At 37.6% G+C, this 1,955-nt stretch carries 1 protein-coding gene; it reads right to left on the bottom strand.

The annotated features are described in order from the left end of the window. Positions 1–404 precede the first annotated feature (404 nt). Positions 405–1,955, bottom strand: a 1,551-nt coding sequence (locus ACFINI_RS09800; RefSeq protein WP_375648028.1) for a Vomp family autotransporter, incomplete at its 5' end; no start/stop codon positions are given.

The following is a 1,955-nucleotide window of genomic DNA, read 5'->3' on the forward strand; positions in this document are numbered from 1 at the left end:
GGAATATAGTTTTCCTTGGATAACTGGCTTTTTAGTTGGATTTTTTCTTTTTAATATATCATATAATGATATATGCGCGGCCCCGTGGTGTACCTTTTATCTTTACGCACTACTTATCCCCCCTTTGAAAGTTATTTTATCAAAATGAGTCTTACTAATATACATTCCCATACAGCTATAGGCTGTTCAAGAAAATAGCAACATAAAAATATAGCTTTTTAGCAATATGGATTCTACTGTGATCTTTTTTCAACAAAATATAGAAAAATCTTCTATAAAACCTCACAGTTTATAGCCTCATCAAATATTATGCTTATCTCTAGATAAATACTGTGCGTCTGTAAAAAAAATATCCACCCTTATTTCAATAAATAAGGGTGGATGTTTTGTTTTCGTTGTTCGTATTATTTTATTTTCAGAGTAATTGCACCACCTATGCCCCAATGACCACCAGCACTCGTGGCAGAGAGATTAGAGCGAATTTTTCCGTTTTCAGATGTATAACCAGCACCAAGAGCAAATGCGGATTGTCCACGCCATGCGCCGCTACCAAATGAGACACTCAAAGATCCCGGCTCGTCAAAGTAACGTAGGTTGGATACTGCTAGACCAACGGCGGCTGCTTGCCTTGCCTCTTTCCGTACGCTCTTAATATCATAACTTAAAATATTAAACTTCATATCTGTATATCGGTCAGACCGATCAACAGCATCATCAATGGCATTAATAACAATATTATCCACCCGACTATCCGTATATTTTTTTGCATCATCGAGAACAATTTTCATCTGTTGCTGAGTGTAATCATGCAGTTGACCACCATTCACAGCTTCTTTCGAACCTTGTTCAATGCGACCATTGGCAACATTATCAATCATAACAGGTTCACTTTCGTTGCCACCTTTTAGAGTGATCTTATTGGTTTTTTTACCATCAGCATCTTTATCATAGTTAACTGCACCATCAGAAAGATTATTAACCGTGTTCTCAATATTATCAACTCTGTCTTCAATATTGAAAACCGTTTCACCAATATTCGTAACCGTAGTGGAAATATTGTCGACTCTGTTTTCAATATGCTTAATATCTTTTTCAACGCCAGTGATACGTTCGTTGGTTTCCCAAAGCTGTCCACCATTGACTGCATCTTTTGAACCTTCTGCAATTTTACCATCTGCTACATTGATAATCTTACTTGGTTGACCATCATGGCTAGCGTCATAAGCTTTTTTCTGCTCATTCCAATTTAAACCATTGGACGAGACATTGTTTTCAACACTTTGAATACGGTCGTTTATCTTAGACATACTCTCACTTACGCCGTCAAAAGCACTGGCAACGTTATGATAATCCTTCTTTTCACCAGAGCTCCCGTCAGCCTTGAATTGTGCTATCTTGAAAGTAGGAGCAGTCCATTCTCCATTATTATAGCCAGCGCCACCACCAAAATATGCAGCAAGCTGATTACTCATCAAATAAAGTTGCGAACCATTTATAGCATCGGTTGAGTTAGCAGAAATATCTCCATTAGCAAGAAACTTAATTTTGCTATTTTCTTTGTCTGCTCCATGCTGTGCTACAAATGCCTGCTCATCATTACTCCACAACAAAGCATCCCCTTTGACTTCTTGTGTAATATCATTGATTTGTTGTGTAAAATTATTGACCACATTCGTGAGATGACTATTCACACTCTTCACATTTGCATCGAGACCACTCAAAGCTGAGCCAACATCATGATAATTGGCTTTTGCCACCTGACCATCTTCAACAATAACAGATAAACTATAGTTTGGTCCTTTAAAAGCACCATTTTCGAACGAGGCACCACCACCAAAATAATTTGCTATATCTCCAGATATTTTATTAATTTGGTTCCCATTGATCGCATCATGCGAATCTTCAGCAATTTTCCCATCTTTAACATTATGGAGGGAAACTGGTGCTGTAGTCTT

The organism is Bartonella sp. AA56HLJMS (assembly GCF_042197145.1).
In the GTDB taxonomy this organism is placed as follows: domain Bacteria; phylum Pseudomonadota; class Alphaproteobacteria; order Rhizobiales; family Rhizobiaceae; genus Bartonella.